Source organism: Brenneria sp. g21c3, assembly GCF_040240345.1.
Taxonomy (GTDB): domain Bacteria; phylum Pseudomonadota; class Gammaproteobacteria; order Enterobacterales; family Enterobacteriaceae; genus Brenneria.
In genome coordinates this window covers 1-14,741 of the sequence record NZ_JBEIAB010000021.1, presented here as the reverse complement: position 1 = coordinate 14,741, position 14,741 = coordinate 1, and the positions used below count along the sequence as shown (strand labels likewise).

The window sequence follows — 14,741 nt, the reverse complement described above, 5'->3', positions numbered from 1 at the left end:
ATCAATCTACAACGATATTCGTTCCACGACGATAAATGACAATCGGGAGAATCAAGTATGTCCGCAGAACACGTTTTGACGCTGCTGAAAGAACATGATGTGAAGTTCGTTGATTTACGCTTCACTGATACCAAAGGCAAAGAACAGCACGTCACCATTCCGGCTCATCAAGTTGATGCTGACTTCTTCGAAGAAGGTAAAATGTTTGATGGTTCCTCGATTGGCGGCTGGAAAGGTATTAACGAATCCGACATGGTATTGATGCCGGATGTCAGCACCGCCGTCCTTGATCCTTTCTATGAAGAAAGCACGCTGATCATCCGCTGCGACATTCTGGAACCGGGCACAATGCAGGGTTATGACCGCGATCCGCGTTCCATCTCCAAACGCGCTGAAGACTTCCTGCGCTCTTCCGGCATTGCCGACACCGTACTGTTTGGGCCGGAACCCGAATTCTTCCTGTTTGACGACGTTCGCTTCGGCAGCAGCATCTCCGGCTCTCATGTCACCATCGACGACATTGAAGGCGCCTGGAACTCCAACAAAGAATACGAAGGCGGCAATAAAGGCCACCGTCCGGCGGTCAAAGGCGGTTACTTCCCGGTTCCTCCGGTCGATTCATCGCAGGACATCCGTTCCACCATGTGTCTGACCATGGAAGAAATGGGCCTGGTGGTTGAAGCGCATCACCATGAAGTAGCGACAGCCGGTCAGAACGAAGTGGCGACCCGCTTCAACTCCATGACCAAAAAAGCCGACGAAATCCAGATCTACAAATACGTCGTTCATAACGTCGCGCACGCCTTCGGTAAAACCGCAACGTTCATGCCGAAACCGATGTTCGGCGACAACGGTTCCGGTATGCACTGCCATATGTCTTTGTCCAAGGACGGCGCAAACCTGTTCTCCGGCGACAAATACGGCGGTCTGTCTGAAATCGCGCTGTTCTACATCGGCGGTATCATCAAACACGCGAAAGCCATCAACGCGCTGACTAACCCGGCCACCAACTCCTACAAACGTCTGGTTCCTGGCTACGAAGCGCCGGTAATGCTGGCCTACTCCGCCCGTAACCGTTCCGCTTCCATCCGTATTCCGGTCGTGGCCAGCCCGAAAGCGCGCCGCATCGAAGTTCGCTTCCCGGATCCGGCCGCTAACCCATACTTGGCGTTCTCGGCACTGCTGATGGCCGGCCTGGACGGCATCATCAACAAGATCCATCCTGGCGACGCCATGGATAAGAACCTGTACGATCTGCCGCCGGAAGAAGCGAGCGAAATCCCAACCGTAGCCGGTTCGCTGGAAGAAGCGCTGAACGCGCTGGATGCAGACCGTGAGTTCCTGACCCGCGGCGGCGTATTCACCGACGACACGATTGATGCCTATATCGAACTGCGTAAAGCTGAAAATGACCGCGTGCGCATGACGCCGCATCCGGTTGAGTTTGAACTGTACTACAGCGTTTAATCATTACCGCGCTGAACCATACAGTAAGACAGTAGCTTGATCGCGCTGACGTTCAGGCTACTGTCAGAAGAAGCGTTATTTTTATCGATGTTTGGTTTTTTGTGACGCGCTATTTCATGCCCGTCACCCCAATAGGGGCCGTCGCGATGCGACGTCAAAAATTTCCTGAAAATTTTTTGTTGCCGTGGAAACTTTTCAGCCCATCTCATGATGGGCTTTTTTCTCCACAGGCTCTGAAGTTGCGACATCATATCCATCATCTACACTACTATGCACCCATACGGTGCGGGAGTCTGCGTTATGGCAACAGGCACGCTGCCCGATGCTGGGCAGATCCTAAATTCTTTAATAAACAGCATATTGTTATTGGATGACGATCTGGCTATTCATTATTCCAACCCGGCGGCACAACAATTACTGGCGCAAAGCTCGCGTAAATTATCAGGTACGCCGCTGCCGGATTTACTGGGATATTTTTCTCTGAATATCGATTTGATGCGCGAGAGTCTGGATTCAGGGCAAGGTTTTACGGATAACGAAGTCACGATTGTCGTAGACGGTAAAGCACATATCATGTCGCTCACGGCCCAGCGGATGCCCAATAGTTTTATTCTGCTGGAAATGGCGCCGATGGATAACCAACGCCGTTTAAGCCAGGAGCAACTCCAACATGCTCAACAGCAGGCCGCCCGTGATTTGGTCAGAGGGTTGGCTCACGAAATTAAAAATCCGCTTGGCGGATTACGAGGCGCCGCACAACTGCTCTCGAAAGCATTGCCCGATCCGGCGTTGACCGAATACACCAAAGTGATTATCGAACAGGCGGATCGCCTGCGTAATCTGGTGGACCGACTGCTTGGTCCGCAGCAGCCCGGCCTGCACGTGACGCAAAGTATTCATCAGGTGGCGGAGCGCGTATGCCAACTGGTTTCACTGGAAAAACCAGACAATGTCACGCTGGTGAAAGATTATGACCCCAGTCTGCCGGAGCTCACGCACGACCCGGATCAGATAGAGCAGGTGTTGTTGAATATCACGCGTAACGCGTTGCAGGCGTTAGGGAAAGAAGGCGGCACCATTACCTTGCGAACCCGAACCGCATTTCAGCTCACCTTGCACGGCGTGCGCTACCGCCTGGCGGCACGTATTGATATTGAAGATGACGGCCCCGGCGTGCCGGCTCAATTACAGGATACGCTGTTTTATCCGATGGTCAGCGGACGCGAGGGCGGCACCGGTCTGGGATTATCGATTGCCCGCAGCCTTATCGATCAACACTCCGGTAAGATTGAATTTAACAGTTGGCCGGGTCATACCGAATTTTCGGTTTACCTGCCTATTCGCCAGTGAGGTTCACAATGCAACGAGGGATAGTCTGGATTGTCGATGACGATAGCTCCATCCGTTGGGTGCTCGAACGCGCGCTCACTGGTGCGGGCTTGACCTGCGCCACTTTCGATAACGGGAATCAGGCTCTGCACGCGCTGTCGACACAAACGCCAGACGTACTGCTGTCCGATATCCGTATGCCGGGAATGGACGGGCTGGCGTTATTGCAGCAAATAAAACAACGGCATCCGATGCTGCCGGTCATCATTATGACGGCGCACTCAGACCTTGATGCCGCGGTCAGCGCCTATCAACAGGGCGCGTTTGATTACTTACCCAAGCCCTTTGATATTGATGAAGCGGTGGCGTTGGTTGAACGCGCCATCAGTCACTATCTGGAGCAACAGCAACCCGTTCGCAACCAGCCAATGAATGGCCCGACAACGGACATCATCGGCGAAGCGCCCGCCATGCAGGATGTATTCCGCATTATCGGCCGTCTTTCACGCTCTTCCATTAGCGTATTAATCAACGGCGAATCGGGTACGGGTAAAGAGCTGGTCGCTCACGCGTTGCATCGCCACAGCCCTCGCGCCAAAGCGCCGTTTATCGCGTTGAACATGGCGGCGATCCCAAAAGATTTGATTGAGTCCGAATTGTTCGGTCATGAAAAAGGCGCATTTACCGGCGCCAATCAAATCCGTCAGGGACGGTTCGAGCAAGCGGATGGCGGCACCCTGTTTCTTGATGAAATCGGCGATATGCCGCTGGATGTTCAGACTCGCTTATTGCGCGTACTGGCCGACGGTCAGTTTTATCGGGTCGGCGGCTATGCGGCGGTGAAGGTAGACGTGCGGATTATCGCGGCCACCCACCAGAATCTGGAACTGCGGGTACAGGAAGGCAAATTCCGTGAAGACCTTTTTCACCGCCTGAACGTCATTCGCGTCCATCTGCCGCCGCTGCGTGAACGTCGTGAGGATATCCCGCGTCTGGCGCGCTATTTTTTGCAGGCTACCGCCAAAGAGCTGGGGGTTGAACCTAAAAACCTTCATCCGGAAACGGAAACCGCGCTCACCAGACTGCCGTGGCCCGGCAATGTGCGTCAGTTGGAGAATACCTGTCGCTGGTTAACCGTGATGGCCGCCGGACAGGAAGTCTTAATTCAGGATTTACCGCCCGAACTGTTCGAAACAACCGCGCCTGACGCCACGGTACATATGCTGCCGGATAGTTGGGCGACCCTGCTGGCGCAGTGGGCGGACAGAGCGCTACGCTCCGGTCATCAAAACCTGCTGGCGGAAGCCCAGCCGGAGATGGAAAGAACGCTGCTTACCACGGCGTTGCGTCATACCCAGGGCCATAAGCAGGAGGCCGCTCGTTTGCTGGGCTGGGGGCGCAATACCCTCACGCGGAAACTGAAAGAACTGGGTATGGAATAACCAAAATGGTATTTTTCGTAACCGAAACATCGACGAAACGGCCCCGAACACGGGGCTAGTACCAAAACACAAGCTGACGCACAAAATTGTTGTTAATTTATACTTTACATGCCCCAAGTCAGCAGTATGATCATGACGCTGATTCGGGAGGAGTACGATGCTGGATTCATTAATTTCGGTAGTGACGCACGGCGCTGAAATAAGCTCCGCGGCGAGCCATACGCCGCAGACGGCTATCGCAGCGATACTGTGTGCCGCTCTGATTAACTTCTTTAGTTAATGTTCAGGCCGCTCGCGTGGTCTGAATGCTGACGATTATGTAAAAACAGCCGCATTATGCGGCTGTTTGTTTTTAAATCACTTTAGAAAATTGCTTCATCCGTATTTTGTCGCGCAGATAGACGTCAAAGCACATACAGATATTACGGATCAGTAAACGGCCTTTCGACGTGACCTTAATTCCCGACGCCTGTATCTCCACCAGCCCATCGGCAGCCAAAGGCGCCAACTGCTGCAAATCTTCTGAGAAATAGGATTTGAAATCAATAGCGTAGTCGCTTTCAATCACGTCATAGGTTAATCGGAAATTACAAATTAGCGTTTTAATGACGTCGCGCCGGATGCAGTCATCCCGCGTCAACTGTAACCCTCGCCACAATGCATTGCCGGTTTTGCCGACCTGATCATAATAGTGCTTCAACACCTTCTGATTCTGAGCATAACTATCACCGATCATACTAATCGCCGATACGCCCATACCCAGCAGGTCGCTATCGCCCTGCGTCGTATAGCCCTGAAAATTACGATGCAATTTTCCGGCTCGCTGAGCAAGCGCCAGCTCGTCGTCCGGTCGGGCAAAGTGATCCATACCAATAAACTGATAACCCGCTTCCGTCAGAGAACGGATGGTCTGTTGCAATATTTCCAGCTTTTGCTCCGCGCCCGGTAGATCCGCTTCTTTTATTTTCCGCTGAGCGGCGAATAAACTGGGCAAATGCGCATAGTTAAATACGCTGAGCCGGTGAGGACTCAATTCAGCAACGCGCTGCAAAGTGAAAGCAAAACTCTCCGGCGTCTGTTTCGGCAGACCGTAAATCAAATCAATATTGGTTGACGCGAATCCAAGCGATTTGGCGCGCTCGATCAGCGCGAAAATAAAATCCTCGTCCTGTTCGCGGTTGACCAGCTTTTGCACTTCTTTATTAAAGTCCTGCACGCCCATGCTCAGGCGATTAAACCCCTCGGCATACAGGTGATCGATAATATCGAGTTCAATTTCGCGCGGATCGACTTCCAGCGACATCTCAGCCCGATCGGAAAACGAAAATTGATCGCGCAGCAGCGACATCAAACGGCTGATCTGCGATTTATTGAGATAGGTGGGGGTACCGCCGCCCCAGTGCATCTGCGTCACCGAACGCCCGGCAAATAGCGGCGCGCGCTGGCGGATCTCGCGCTCCAGCACATTCAAATACTCATCGGCCTTGTGCTGCTGGCGCGTTACCTGTTTATTACAGCCGCAGAAGTAACACAGCCGGTGACAGAACGGGATATGGATGTACAACGAAAGCGGTCGTTGCGGATAACGCGCAATAGCCTGCTGAAAAGCGGATTCATCATAGCTTTCATTGAACTCTAACGCGGTCGGGTAAGACGTGTACCTTGGCCCGGAATAGTTATATTTTTGAATCAGGGCCAGGTCCCAGTCGACGATTTGCTCAGACATGCTGTTTAATCCCTCCAGTCTTCTTTATGCCGGGCCGTTGCAGGCGACGTTGAAATCGCGCCCGGCGTTTTTTTACTCGTCCCATCCCTGGGACTCGCCTTCCCGGCCGTCACTGCGTGACGTTAAAAAACGCTCCCGGCGTTTTTTTACTCGTCCCATCCCGGGGACTCGCCTTCCCGGCCGTCACTGCGTGACGTTAAAAAACGCTCCCGGCGTTTTTTTCTGGTGGAAAGCGCCGTCGGCATCCGTTGACGGTTAAAAACCGAACGGCGCAACCGCGCTTTGCGTTTCGACAGGAGCCATAATTTGCCTGACAGGCAAAGAAGATAAAACGTAACCAGTAAAGCCAGCAGCAGAAACAACAACTTCATCGATTAAAAATCGTCTTTCGAACTATTGCGCTTCAAAAGTTGCAGCATATCTTCTTTTGGCTCTTCGTCGTCTTCGTCATCACCCAGTTCAATACCGAGCTGCTCCATCAAAACATCGATACGATCCAATGTTTCATCTACCCAGCTTTGATCTTTGACGCTCAGCGTTTCACCGTTGTCCAGACGCTCAAGCAGTTCATCCAATCGGGCATCGTTTTCCAACAATGTCAGCTCTTCCTCTGGCGACAGCGCGATCGATTTCTCTGCCGGCGCGACGGATTTCGGTTTGGGCTTGGCGACGGCTTTTTCTGTTATGCCGAGCGGAATCGGTTTCTTGCTGCCGATACGAGGATCGGCGAGCTTGCGCTGCGCCGCGTTTTTACCTGCCGCGCCGGTTTCCTGAGCGCGACTTCCCGCCGCATGGCCGCGGTGCTTTTTCTGCCGTTTGCGATCGCGCGCTTCCTGATTCAATTCCTCACGGCTTTTTCTTTTCATTTTTGGTTTGGCGGCGTTACCGCCGGCGCCTTTAACGGGTCGGTTCATAATGTTGATCTCAGGTACACAGATGAAGGTAATTGCGGCGGAATCTAGCAGAAAGCCCGGCAATAAAAAAGTGCACACATCGACCAATGATGCTTTTCATTATTTCAGCGCCCCTCCCAGGCTCTACCCAATAGGTTTCAGGTAAAGAGGTCCTTCCGTACAGATAAAACCGCCTTTATTGTCAGTTACAGGTATAATCCCCAACCAGACAGAGATCCAGACAGAGATAATCATTGTGACCCAGCAATATAATTACCACATGACGCATTTTGTCATCAGCGCCCCGGATATTCGCCACCTGGCAACTGATAGCGGTATTGAAGTCGCTTTTGCTGGGCGCTCTAACGCCGGTAAGTCCAGCGCATTAAATACGCTGACCAATCAAAAAAACCTGGCGCGCACCAGTAAAACCCCCGGCAGAACGCAGCTAATCAACATGTTTGAAGTCGCGGAAGGCGTTCGTCTTGTCGACTTGCCCGGCTATGGCTATGCCGAGGTGCCGGAAGAGATGAAGCTCAAATGGCAGCGGGCATTAGGAGAATATCTCCACAAACGCAATAGCCTCAAAGGGCTGGTGGTACTGATGGATATTCGTCATCCCCTGAAAGACCTCGATCAACAAATGCTTTCATGGGCGGTCGATTCACAAATACCGGTTTTAGTTTTGCTGACTAAAGCAGATAAACTGGCTTCCGGCGCGCGCAAAGCGCAGCTCAATATGGTGCGTGAAGCGGTATTGCCGTTTATGGGCGATATTCAGGTAGAGGCGTTTTCTTCACTGAAGAAATTGGGCGTCGATAAACTTCGTCAGAAACTTGATAGCTGGTTCAGCACGTTGCCGCAGGCGGAAGAAGATCAACAGGAAAGCGAATAAGATCGCATCGCGTTATAGGCCGTCCCCGCCATTTCATTGATTTTACCGCAAGCCTTTCGATATTCTCGCAACGCGTCCGATAAAAATGACGGGCGCGTTTCTTAAACTCGCGTAGCGACGACCCGGAGGAATTTGGCTGGGTTGCCCACAATAAAAAACGCCCCAGTCAAAACTGACCGGGGCGGCTAACATTCAGCCAAATCCGATTACGTGAAGTAAAAGGTCTGAAAGATAGAACATCTTACCTCTGTACCCTACGTCTTTAACTCTACCCTATTTTTTCACGATAAAAAAGGGGTTTTTGTTGTTTACTTTCATAAAAAATGACCATCAGACGGACAAAGTTAAACCAGGTCACAAAATACTGTTATTTAATTACATAAATAACCGCCCTCACGACTTAGTGTGCTTCATCCCAGTTCAGCCCGGTGCCGATATCAACCCGCAGCGGAACATTAAGCTGCATACATCCTTCCATTAACTCTCTGATTTTGCTCTTTGATTCTTTCAATACCGAATCATGAACCTCAAAAACCAGTTCATCGTGAACCTGCATAATCATCCTCACTGGCGGCGTGTCTTTTTGTAACCAGCCGTCAATAGCGATCATCGCTTTTTTGATGATATCGGCAGCGGTTCCCTGCATAGGCGCATTAATCGCCGCCCGTTCAGCGGCTTTACGCGCCATCGCGTTGCGCGATTTAATCTCTGGCAAATAGAGACGTCGACCGTCCAGCGTCGAAACATAGCCTTGTTCCGCGGCATGCTGCCGGGTTCGTTCCATATAGTCCTGAACCCCCGGATAGCGCTCAAAGTACAGATTCATATATTTCTGCGACTCACTGCGCGGAATATTCAACTGGCGGGATAAACCAAAAGCGCTCATACCATAAATCAAACCAAAGTTAATGGCTTTAGCGCTGCGACGCTGCTCGGATGTCACCTTATCAAGATCAAGGCCAAAAACTTCCGCCGCGGTCGCCCGGTGAATATCCTTTCCTTCGGAGAAAGCCGTCAGCAGCCCCTTATCCCCGGAAAGATGCGCCATGATGCGTAACTCAATCTGTGAATAGTCAGCCGCAACAATGCTGTACCCTTCCGGCGCAATAAATGCCTGTCGGATACGACGCCCCTCTTCATTACGCACCGGAATATTTTGCAGGTTAGGATCGCTGGAGGATAAGCGCCCGGTCGCCGTTACCGCCTGATGATACGAGGTATGAACACGCCGGGTCGCTGGGTTAATCATCAGCGGCAGCTTATCGGTATAGGTGGATTTCAGTTTCGCCAGACCGCGATATTCAAGGATCAGCTTCGGCAGCGGATAGTCCAGCGCCAGCTCAGCCAACACTTCCTCATTGGTGGAAGGCGCTCCTTTGGGCGTTTTTTTCAGCACAGGCAGCTTGTGTTTCTCATACAGAATGCCCTGCAACTGTTTGGTTGACGACAAATTAAACTCTTCGCCAGCCAATTCATAGGCCTGTGTTTCCAGCTCCCCCAGGCGAATGGTGATCTCTTTCGAGTGCTCAGCCAATATATTGGGGTCGATTAGGACACCGGTTCTTTCCATGCGGGAGAGCACTGGAACCAACGGCATGTCGATCGCCTGAAAGACCTTACGTAATTCTTCGTGCTGTTGTAATTTGGCCCACATTTTCTGATGCAGATGCAAGGTGACATCCGCGTCTTCCGCAGCATAAGGACCGGCTTCCTCCAGAGCAATCTGGTTGAAGGTAAGCTGATTTTTACCTTTACCCGCGATATCTTCGAACTTGATGGTTTTATGGTCAAGATAGCGATCGGCCAGGCTGTCCATATCGTGACGGCCGGCAACGCTGTCCAGAACGTAAGATTCCAGCATGGTATCAAAGGCGATTCCGCGTAATTCGATGTCATAGCGTTTCATCACGCCTTTATCGAATTTGAGATTCTGGCCGACCTTCAACAGCTTTTCATCTTCCAGCAGCGGCTTAAACAGCGCCAGAACCCGATTGCGATCCAGTTGATCCGGCGCATCCAGATAATCATGCGCCAGCGGCAGATAGGCGGCTTCGCCCGGCGTCACGGCAAACGACATGCCGATTAGGTTGGCCGTAAGGGTATCCAGACCGTCCGTTTCGGTATCAAAAGCGAAAACATCCGCTTTCTTTATGCGCTCGACCCATTCCAGCAGCGTCTTTTCATCCAGGATAGTGGTATAGCCTTCCGGGGAGAGCGCGACGGTAGCGCTTTCTTCTTTTTTGTCGGAATCAGCTTTCGACTCCGCCATAACTTTCTGCGACGGTTGAGCGCTCTTTTTACCCTGTAACCAGGTACCGGATTCGACATCCGACAGCCAGCGCCGGAACTCATAACGGGAAAATAAGCTATGCAGTTCATCCACATCCGGCTCATTAACCGTAAGTTGCTCACAGTTCAACGCCAGTTCGACATCGGTTTTAATGGTGGCCAACTGGTAGGAAAGGTAGGCAATGTCCTTATGCTGCTCCAATTTCGGCGCCATAGTCTTGGCCCCGCGGAATGACAGCCCGGCAATCTTATCCAGATTGGCATACAGCGTATCCAACCCGCCCAGTCCTTGCAGCAAAGCCTGGGCTGTTTTTTCGCCAACGCCGGGAACGCCGGGAATGTTGTCGGAAGCGTCGCCCATCAATGCCAGAAAATCGATCATTAACTCAGGCGGGATCCCATACTTGTCGCAAACCTCCTGCGGCCCCAGGACGGTATTGTTCATGGTGTTAATCAGCGTAACGTTCGGCGTGACTAACTGGGCCATATCTTTATCGCCGGTGCTGATTAATACCGGGATACCCGCTTTCTCTGCCTGTAGGGCAAGCGTGCCGATAACATCATCGGCTTCAACGCCGGAAATAGCCAATAGCGGCAATCCCATCGCTTTAACCATGCGGTGCAAAGGTTCAATCTGCTCGCGTAAATCATCCGGCATCGGCGGACGATGCGCTTTATAGTTTTCAAATAACTCATCGCGAAACGTCTTGCCCTTGGCATCAAAGACAACCGCCACATGGCTGGGATGATATTGCGTCAGCAAACTGCGCAACATATTCAATACGCCATACATCGCGCCTGTCGGTTCTCCGGCGCTGTTTGTTAACGGTGGGAATGCGTGATATGCACGGTATAAATAGGATGAACCGTCCACCAGAATTAAAGGGTTTTCTGCAATCTGAGCCATAACCTGTTGTGATCTTTGTCGTCTGCCATGCTGCTAAGCATGCCATAGCTGAGGGAAAGAGACGATCCTTAACGCGTGATATTCGTCGTTTTTTGCGAGGATATACGCAAGATCAATCTGTGGATAACTTTGTGAATAGAAATAACGGATTAATTATCCATGATGATCGTAGAGAGAGTTGGTATTTTTATATCTATTATTTTCATGCAGTTAGAATAAATTAATTATTTTTGACGATCGGTGAAAGATGATCCGTATTTGTGGATATAAATTAGCCCGACAAATATTAATGTAGCGTCGGCGTCATCGTCTAAACACGTGAATCGCGCCGGATGAATGCAACCACGCCGATATAGCCGACGTGGTTTATATTGCGGATGGCTTATTTTTTATCTAGCAGAAAGTTCACAACGTCAGCATACTGTTTTACGTAGGCATCCATTGAGCTGGTATCAAGTCCATCATTCTTGATCATATATTTCCCGTTAACGAACATGGCGGGTACACCGCGTAATTGTAAATCTGCCGCGGCTTTTTCCTGTTGAACCACCAGTGACTTCACAACAAAGCTATTTAATGCGCCGTCGTATTCTTCCGCACTGACGCCGGCATTAATAAACACCTGGCGAATATCGTCCGTCTTTTGTAAGGTTTGTGTTTTCTGAACGGCATCGAACATCAACGGGGTAATTTTATCTTCAACGCCGAGCGCAATCGCCACTGCCCACGCTTGAGTGAGATCTTTACCCAAGGGGCCAAGGAAATCAACGTGATAACGGGTCATTTTCGTGCCGGCGGGCAACGATTTTTCTACCGTTTGCGGAATATGGTACACCTCTGAAAACTGGTAACAATGCGGGCAATAAAATGAGAAAAACTCCAGAACCTGCGGCTCCTGAGTAGCCGACTTATCTAATTCAACATATTGTTTGCCGTTAGAAAAATCGGCTGCTGACGCGCCAAATGCCAGAACTACGCCAATCAGTGCAAACCATAGTTTTTTCATAAAATACTCTCTCTTCGTTCAATTTCAGTACATTGGCAATAGCTGCAAAGGCGGCTCTTGCAGCAGCTTAACCTGTTCGGTAAATATTGATATCTGTTTAAACCAGAAATCCGCATCCTTTATCCAGGGGAAATTTTTGGGAAAAGCAGGATCCTCCCAACGTCGTATAATCCAGGCTAAATAATGAACCTGACGCATTGCTCGTAAAGGCTCGATTAATGCCAATTCTTTATCCTGAAATTCGGCAAACTCGCTGTAAGCCTCCAACAGAATATCTAACTGAATTCGCTGCTCACGACGCTCGCCATGCAGCAACATCCACAAATCCTGTACGGCCGGACCATTGCGGGCATCGTCCAAATCAACAAACAGAGGGCCGTCACGCCATAAAATATTCCCCGGGTGACAGTCGCCATGCAGACGGATAGCCTGCCAATCCGTACTCCAGTAATCCTCGACAATCTCTATCAGCTTACCGGTTGCCTGCAAAAAAGCATGGCGATGCGCCTTTGGTATTAACGGAGAGCGCGCCAATAACTTATAGGGCTCATGCAAATATTCATTCAAACCGATTGTCGGCCTTTGCAAAAATGCAGATCGGCGGCCAACCTGATGAATTCTGCCTAAAAAACGCCCAACCCATTCCAATTGGTCTTCATTATCCATCTCATATTGCCGCCCGCCGACGCTGGGGAAAACGGCAAAATGAAATCCATCATAAAGATGAAGCGTGTGACCATTAAGCTCCAGCGGTGCGACGATAGGTACCTCATCTTCTGCCAGCTCACGCGCGAACGCGTGTTCTTCCATAATCTGTTCAGTACTCCATCGTTCCGGACGGTAGAATTTAACGACAAAACGCTTCCGGTCCTCATCAGTAAACTGATATACCCGGTTTTCATAACTGTTTAGGGCTGTTAAACCAGAATCCACACGTATCCCAGCGTCCAGCAATGCATCCATTATCAATTCAGGGAACAACGTCTGAAAATTAAAAACCGAACTGTTCATAACAACCACTACCCGTAACTGCGATGTCGGATAAACGTATGTAAATCTCGACATCAAAAATTAGGCTATGCAAACCGGAGTCTACACTCTTATCAGCATCAGTCCTTAATTACCCCACGGGCGCGCAGGATCGCGGTTTTAAAATCTTCCTCATAATCTTTTTTGAGCCCCGGAATGGTCTGTTCTTTATCTGAGCCACGCATTTTCAGATGGTAAATTAGGATATCATCAGTCAGCTCACTAAACTGCCCCTCAAACCCTGCCTCCAGTGCAAGTTTTTGTAAAAATTGTACAAGATTTAAATCCGGCTCTTTTTGCCAGGCTGGGTGTAACAGTTCAACCAGCTCATTAACGCGATGACATTTCATTTTTTTATCCTCAGATGTGAATACAATGACAAAAATAACAGTCTTATTAATATGTGAAAAGAACTTGGTCTTCAGCAAATGTTTTCAGAAAATAACCTATGGCGTAGATAACCGAGGCGAAAAATGATCACTGGCGTGATTCTGACCGGCGGACAGGCAACCCGCATGGGGGGCTGTGATAAGGGTCTGCTGGCGTTAAACGGGCTGCCGTTATATCAGCACGTAATGAGTCGACTACGTAAACAGGTTGATGAAATCATTATTAATGCCAATCGAAATATTCCTGTTTACCAGCAAAGCGGATATAGGGTCATTAGCGACCTGAAAAATGGCTTTTCCGGGCCTTTGGCCGGCATACTCACCGGCATGTATGCCGTCACCTCGGAATGGATCGTTTTCGTTCCCTGTGATGTTCCTGAGCTGCCGCTAGACTTGGTAAAACGGCTATGGCAAGGACGAAACGGAAAAAACGCCGCTTATGCCACCGATGGTAAACGCGGGCATCCCACTTTGCTGTTGATAAATCGGTGTCTTCTGAAGACGCTGGAAAGTTATCTTGAACGCGGTGATAGAAAGCTAATGATCTATATGGAGCAGATCGGCGCGACGGCCGTGTCATTTGCCGACCAGCCGGGTGCCTTTCGTAACCTGAATTTCCCCGAGGATCTGACATCCCTCCAAAGGCAGCATCATGAAACCTGATCAGCCTCAATTGCTTGCAATTGCCGCTTATAGCGGTACCGGTAAAACAACACTGCTAAAAGCACTCATTCCTATCCTTAGGCGTGATGGTATCCGGATTGGTTTAATCAAGCATACGCACCATAACATGGATATCGATACGCCAGGCAAGGATAGCTATGAATTGCGCAAAGCCGGCGCAGAGCAGACGATGGTAGTCAGTAACCAACGTTGGGCTCTGATGACGGAAACGCCGGCTCAACAACAACCTGATTTGCATGAATTGGCGCAAAGGATGGAGAGCGCCGCACTCGACCTCATTCTGGTGGAAGGGTTTAAGCAGGAGAAGATTAGCAAGATCGTCCTGTTTCGTCAGGCGTTGGGGCGCCCGTTGAGTGATTTACTGGACGAGTACGCTATCGCCGTTGCCACGGATAGCCCTCTTGCTACGTCATTGACGCAGCTTGATATTAATCAGCCGCAGCAGGTCGCAGACTTTATCCGGCGATGGCTCAGCCTCACGCCCTAGCCGACGCCTTATTTGTCGTTGAATCCCATAACGCAAAAAGCCCCATGCTTGCGCATGAGGCTTTTTACTTTATTTGATGCCTGGCAGTTCCCTACTCTCACATGGGGAGACCCCACACTACCATCGGCGCTACGGCGTTTCACTGCTGAGTTCGGCATGGGGTCAGGTGGGACCACCGCGCTATCGCCGCCAGGCAAA

16 protein-coding genes and 1 rRNA gene are annotated in these 14,741 nt (G+C 50.6%); 7 read left to right on the top strand and 10 right to left on the bottom strand.

The features are described from left to right. Window positions 1–57: 57 nt before the first annotated feature. Window positions 58–1,467: a glutamate--ammonia ligase gene (gene glnA / locus ABRZ28_RS21130; protein WP_249229825.1), complete on the top strand. Its 1,410-nt coding sequence runs from the start codon at window positions 58–60 to the stop codon at window positions 1,465–1,467. Here glnA and ABRZ28_RS21125 read toward each other — a convergent pair. Further along, window positions 1,464–1,727: a hypothetical protein gene (locus tag ABRZ28_RS21125; RefSeq protein ID WP_319605576.1), complete on the bottom strand. Its 264-nt coding sequence runs from the start codon at window positions 1,725–1,727 to the stop codon at window positions 1,464–1,466. The two genes, glnA and ABRZ28_RS21125, sit on opposite strands and share 4 nt — an antisense overlap. 40 nt (window positions 1,728–1,767) lie before the next feature. On the opposite strand from ABRZ28_RS21125, the gene glnL reads away from it, so the two are divergent. The 3 genes from glnL (at window position 1,768) to ABRZ28_RS21110 (ending at window position 4,518) form a co-directional block, all read left to right on the top strand. Next, window positions 1,768–2,817, top strand: a complete 1,050-nt coding sequence (gene glnL / locus ABRZ28_RS21120) for a nitrogen regulation protein NR(II) (RefSeq protein ID WP_319605575.1) — start codon at window positions 1,768–1,770, stop codon at window positions 2,815–2,817. 8 nt (window positions 2,818–2,825) lie between these two features. Further along, window positions 2,826–4,238, top strand: coding sequence for a nitrogen regulation protein NR(I) (gene glnG, locus ABRZ28_RS21115; RefSeq protein ID WP_319605574.1), 1,413 nt, complete (start codon window positions 2,826–2,828; stop codon window positions 4,236–4,238). Between the two features lie 157 nt (window positions 4,239–4,395). Next, a complete protein-coding gene (locus tag ABRZ28_RS21110; protein WP_319605573.1) occupies window positions 4,396–4,518 on the top strand; it encodes a YshB family small membrane protein in 123 nt (40 codons plus the stop codon). A gap of 72 nt (window positions 4,519–4,590) precedes the next feature. On the opposite strand, the gene hemN is transcribed toward ABRZ28_RS21110, so the two are convergent. The 3 genes from hemN to yihI form a co-directional block, all read right to left on the bottom strand. Continuing rightward, window positions 4,591–5,964: an oxygen-independent coproporphyrinogen III oxidase gene (hemN, locus tag ABRZ28_RS21105; RefSeq protein WP_319605572.1), complete on the bottom strand. Its 1,374-nt coding sequence runs from the start codon at window positions 5,962–5,964 to the stop codon at window positions 4,591–4,593. A 146-nt stretch (window positions 5,965–6,110) separates the two neighbouring features. Further along, window positions 6,111–6,335, bottom strand: a complete 225-nt coding sequence (locus tag ABRZ28_RS21100) for a hypothetical protein (protein ID WP_330521438.1) — start codon at window positions 6,333–6,335, stop codon at window positions 6,111–6,113. A gap of 3 nt (window positions 6,336–6,338) precedes the next feature. Next, a complete protein-coding gene (gene yihI, locus ABRZ28_RS21095) occupies window positions 6,339–6,878 on the bottom strand; it encodes a Der GTPase-activating protein YihI (RefSeq protein WP_319605570.1) in 540 nt (179 codons plus the stop codon). A gap of 259 nt (window positions 6,879–7,137) precedes the next feature. Here yihI and yihA point away from each other — a divergent pair, with 259 nt between their 5' ends. Next, on the top strand, window positions 7,138–7,752 hold the full coding sequence (yihA, locus tag ABRZ28_RS21090) for a ribosome biogenesis GTP-binding protein YihA/YsxC (RefSeq protein ID WP_413556328.1): 615 nt from the start codon (window positions 7,138–7,140) through the stop codon (window positions 7,750–7,752). A gap of 192 nt (window positions 7,753–7,944) precedes the next feature. Here yihA and spfP read toward each other — a convergent pair whose 3' ends face one another. The 5 genes from spfP to ABRZ28_RS21070 all read right to left on the bottom strand — a co-directional run bounded on the left by spfP (window position 7,945) and on the right by ABRZ28_RS21070 (window position 13,333). Next, a complete protein-coding gene (gene spfP / locus ABRZ28_RS24315; RefSeq protein ID WP_071892919.1) occupies window positions 7,945–7,992 on the bottom strand; it encodes a small protein SpfP in 48 nt (15 codons plus the stop codon). Between the two features lie 160 nt (window positions 7,993–8,152). Further along, entirely contained in the window at window positions 8,153–10,948 is a 2,796-nt protein-coding gene (polA, locus tag ABRZ28_RS21085) for a DNA polymerase I (protein WP_330521436.1), read from the bottom strand. A 382-nt stretch (window positions 10,949–11,330) separates the two neighbouring features. After that, on the bottom strand, window positions 11,331–11,954 hold the full coding sequence (gene dsbA, locus ABRZ28_RS21080) for a thiol:disulfide interchange protein DsbA (RefSeq protein WP_330521435.1): 624 nt from the start codon (window positions 11,952–11,954) through the stop codon (window positions 11,331–11,333). A 24-nt stretch (window positions 11,955–11,978) separates the two neighbouring features. Next, entirely contained in the window at window positions 11,979–12,965 is a 987-nt protein-coding gene (locus tag ABRZ28_RS21075) for a serine/threonine protein kinase (RefSeq protein WP_319605567.1), read from the bottom strand. A 98-nt stretch (window positions 12,966–13,063) separates the two neighbouring features. After that, window positions 13,064–13,333, bottom strand: coding sequence for a YihD family protein (locus ABRZ28_RS21070; RefSeq protein ID WP_319605566.1), 270 nt, complete (start codon window positions 13,331–13,333; stop codon window positions 13,064–13,066). A gap of 123 nt (window positions 13,334–13,456) precedes the next feature. Between ABRZ28_RS21070 and mobA the strand changes: the two genes are divergently transcribed. Both mobA and mobB read left to right on the top strand, forming a co-directional pair. After that, on the top strand, window positions 13,457–14,035 hold the full coding sequence (gene mobA / locus ABRZ28_RS21065; protein ID WP_330521434.1) for a molybdenum cofactor guanylyltransferase MobA: 579 nt from the start codon (window positions 13,457–13,459) through the stop codon (window positions 14,033–14,035). Beyond that, window positions 14,025–14,543, top strand: a complete 519-nt coding sequence (gene mobB / locus ABRZ28_RS21060) for a molybdopterin-guanine dinucleotide biosynthesis protein MobB (protein WP_319605564.1) — start codon at window positions 14,025–14,027, stop codon at window positions 14,541–14,543. The genes mobA and mobB overlap by 11 nt, the downstream gene beginning before the upstream one ends. 78 nt (window positions 14,544–14,621) lie before the next feature. Here the strand turns inward: mobB and rrf are convergent. Then, window positions 14,622–14,737 (bottom strand): 5S ribosomal RNA (gene rrf, locus ABRZ28_RS21055). Window positions 14,738–14,741: the final 4 nt, after the last annotated feature.

Coding starts and splice junctions, on each gene's coding strand:
- ABRZ28_RS21125 (WP_319605576.1), bottom strand. CDS start 1,727: ATGATGGATATGATGTCGCAACTTCAGAGCCTGTGGAGAAAAAAGCCC.
- mobB (WP_319605564.1), top strand. CDS start 14,025: ATGAAACCTGATCAGCCTCAATTGCTTGCAATTGCCGCTTATAGCGGT.
- hemN (WP_319605572.1), bottom strand. CDS start 5,964: ATGTCTGAGCAAATCGTCGACTGGGACCTGGCCCTGATTCAAAAATAT.
- ABRZ28_RS21100 (WP_330521438.1), bottom strand. CDS start 6,335: ATGAAGTTGTTGTTTCTGCTGCTGGCTTTACTGGTTACGTTTTATCTT.
- polA (WP_330521436.1), bottom strand. CDS start 10,948: ATGGCTCAGATTGCAGAAAACCCTTTAATTCTGGTGGACGGTTCATCC.
- yihI (WP_319605570.1), bottom strand. CDS start 6,878: ATGAACCGACCCGTTAAAGGCGCCGGCGGTAACGCCGCCAAACCAAAA.
- yihA (WP_413556328.1), top strand. CDS start 7,138: ATGACGCATTTTGTCATCAGCGCCCCGGATATTCGCCACCTGGCAACT.
- glnG (WP_319605574.1), top strand. CDS start 2,826: ATGCAACGAGGGATAGTCTGGATTGTCGATGACGATAGCTCCATCCGT.
- ABRZ28_RS21075 (WP_319605567.1), bottom strand. CDS start 12,965: ATGAACAGTTCGGTTTTTAATTTTCAGACGTTGTTCCCTGAATTGATA.
- dsbA (WP_330521435.1), bottom strand. CDS start 11,954: ATGAAAAAACTATGGTTTGCACTGATTGGCGTAGTTCTGGCATTTGGC.
- mobA (WP_330521434.1), top strand. CDS start 13,457: ATGATCACTGGCGTGATTCTGACCGGCGGACAGGCAACCCGCATGGGG.
- ABRZ28_RS21110 (WP_319605573.1), top strand. CDS start 4,396: ATGCTGGATTCATTAATTTCGGTAGTGACGCACGGCGCTGAAATAAGC.
- glnA (WP_249229825.1), top strand. CDS start 58: ATGTCCGCAGAACACGTTTTGACGCTGCTGAAAGAACATGATGTGAAG.
- glnL (WP_319605575.1), top strand. CDS start 1,768: ATGGCAACAGGCACGCTGCCCGATGCTGGGCAGATCCTAAATTCTTTA.
- ABRZ28_RS21070 (WP_319605566.1), bottom strand. CDS start 13,333: ATGAAATGTCATCGCGTTAATGAGCTGGTTGAACTGTTACACCCAGCC.